This is a genomic window from Caulobacter sp. 10L414 (genome assembly GCF_056395525.1).
The window spans coordinates 1-2,483 of sequence record NZ_JBFTJR010000123.1 but is presented as its reverse complement, the minus strand read 5'-3'; the positions used below and the strand labels follow the sequence as shown (position 1 = coordinate 2,483).

3 protein-coding genes are annotated in these 2,483 nt (G+C 72.2%); 2 read left to right on the top strand and 1 reads right to left on the bottom strand.

The annotated features are described in order from the left end of the window. The coding region (locus AC1DCG_RS24985; RefSeq protein WP_477041742.1) for an MFS transporter at nt 1–906 on the bottom strand (906 nt) is incomplete at its 3' end. A gap of 356 nt (nt 907–1,262) precedes the next feature. Between AC1DCG_RS24985 and AC1DCG_RS24980 the strand changes: the two genes are divergently transcribed. Next, nucleotides 1,263–1,385 (top strand): hypothetical protein, encoded by a 123-nt coding sequence (locus tag AC1DCG_RS24980; RefSeq protein ID WP_477028518.1) that lies wholly within the window; start codon nt 1,263–1,265, stop codon nt 1,383–1,385. 247 nt (nt 1,386–1,632) lie between these two features. After that, a partial coding sequence (locus AC1DCG_RS24975; protein WP_477041741.1) for an outer membrane protein occupies nt 1,633–2,483 on the top strand: 851 nt, incomplete at its 3' end.

Genomic DNA, 2,483 nt, shown 5'->3' with positions numbered 1-2,483 from the left:
GGCCAACACCAGGGCCGGGCCGCCGCCGGCGCGCAGGCGGCGGTCCATCAGCCAGCCGGCCGCCAGGTGCCCGCTCGGCGCGGCGACCAGGACGACCGCGCCGGTCAGCAGGGCGCTGGCGGTGGGGGTCAGCCCGCAGGCGCGGTTGACGACCGACGGCGCCCAGGCCGCGGCGGCCTGCACCGCCAGGATGACGCCGCCGGATCCGAGGAAGTGCAGGCCAAGGCCCTGCGGGCGCGCGCCGAGGCGGGCCAGCGCGCGTCCCAGGCCATCGTCGCCGGGGCGCGCCGGCGCCAGTCCGCGCAGCCGCCAGGCCAGCAGCGCCACCAGCAGCAGGTTGGGCAGGGTCAGCAGCACGACGGCCGCGCGCCAGGGTGCCTGGCCGAAGGCGTGCAGGGCCCCGCTGGAGAACGCGCCCAGCGCCAGGCCGCCGGCCAGGAGGGCGCCGCTGCGCCCCATCGACGAGCCGGAGGTGAACATCGACACCCAGCGCGACAGCCGGGCCGGCGGGGCGGCCGCCACGATCAGGGCCAGAGCCGCGGGCGCGAAGGCGGCCTGGGCCAGGCCCAGCACCAGCCGCGCGGCCAGCAGGCCCTCATAGGTCGGGGCCAGGGTCAGGGCGAGGGTCGCCAGCGTCCACAGGGCCGCGGCGCTGGCGAGCAGCGGCGCGGGCGACAGGCGGTGGCCGCGATGGCCGGCCAGCAGGGTCGCGGCGACGTAGAGCGCCACGAAGGCGGGGCCCTGCAGCGCGCCCAGCTGGGTGTCGGTCAGGTGGAACTCGGCTTTCAGCGCCGGTGCGTAGACGCTGGGCACGGCCCGGTCGACGAAGGCCATGAAGTGGCCGGCCGCCAGCAGGGCCACGCCGGACGCGTCGAGCTTGGAATACTGGTCCGGACGCGACCTCACGCTCTTCAGGCACCACGCTCCAAGGCTTGYGTCACCCCGCGCAAACCTTCGATCTTCGTAGTTAACCGAACGACGGCGCCTGTCCAGCCCATGCGGCCCGGCGGGGCGGCGAAACGTTCCAGGTTTGGGACGCGACAGTTCCGCGGCCCTGGTGGTAGCGGTCGCGCGAACTGTCCGCCGCCTTTGCGCGGACGGGCTCTCCGCGCCGCGACGGGTTGTCGATCCCTCGATCCCTGGCGGCGCGAAGGGGGGGCGGCTCGGCGTCGTCGCGCACTCCACAGGCGTGGGCGGCGTCGAGGCGAACCGCTTGCCCCAAAAAGCTTCGCCGCATCCTCCAACGCGGTGAGGATGTGAGGGTGGCCAAGGCGGCCGGTCGTGGGGGCGATCGCGGCCTGGCCCGTGACCAGCGGCGCGCCGCGTCGCTGGTCGCCTCCGCCCTGGCCGCGAAAGAACAGCGATCGGTGGTCGTCGATATCTGAAATAATCGCCAGGGTTGACCTGGATTCCGGCGGCGAACTGCGCGACCATTGCTGCGGCGCCGAAGGCCTGCGCCTCGCGACGGCCAACGTTCGTGTTCCGATCGATGAGGGCAGTTTGTCGAGAATTCGACGAAACCGCCCCACTGTGGCGCTGGCGCCACATCCGATTTGCGAAGTCGTGCGTTTGTCGTCATGGAAGCCGCCCCGCGGGGGGCGTCCAGGCTAACTTTATTAGAGGGTTCTCATCATGAAATTCGGGTTGCTGGCTGGCGTCGCAACCGTCGCGCTCTGCGCGGCGTCCGGCGCCTCCGCCCAAAGCGCGTTGAGCGGATGGTATGTGGCCGGCGACGTCGGTTACCACTCGGCTGAGGGCATCGAAGCGAGCTCGTCGGTGAACGCCACCGACGGTCGTCCGTACGACTGGACCTTCTCGACGGACGAAGACTGGGCGGGCTTTGCTCGCATCGGTTATCGCATCTCGCCGAACTGGCGCGTGGAAGGCGAATACGGCTACCGCGGCAGCGACATCTCGGGCGTCCGCTCCGAGAACGCCTCGCGCCCGCAGCCGATCGGCCTCTGCACCGCCGGCCCGGTTCGCACCGCGACGAACCCGACCTGCGGCACGCCGAACGGCGAGGTCAAGGCCACCACCCTGATGGCCAACGTCATCTATGACTTCCTGCCCGACTCGTCGTGGCGTCCGTTCATCGGCGCCGGCGTCGGTACGGCCTGGGTCCACAACAAGGTGTACGGCCAGCTGAGCGGCGTTCCCGCCGGCGGCGCCCGCATCCAGAACACCAGCTTCGACGACACCGACCAGGGCTTCGCCTACCAGGGCCTGCTGGGCCTGGCCTGGGACGTGACCCCGAACTGGTCGATCGACCTGACCGGCCGCTACCTGGTCGCCAAGAGCCTCAACTGGGGTTCGGTGACGAGCAACGTCGGCCCGGCCGGCGGCGCCGTGACGGACGTCGGCACCTTCGAAGGCGACTACAAGGACACGTCGATCACCCTCGGCGTTCGCTACACCTTCGGCTCGCCGCCGCCCCCGCCGCCTCCGCCCCCGCCGCCGCCGCCTCCCCCGCCGCCGCCGCCGCC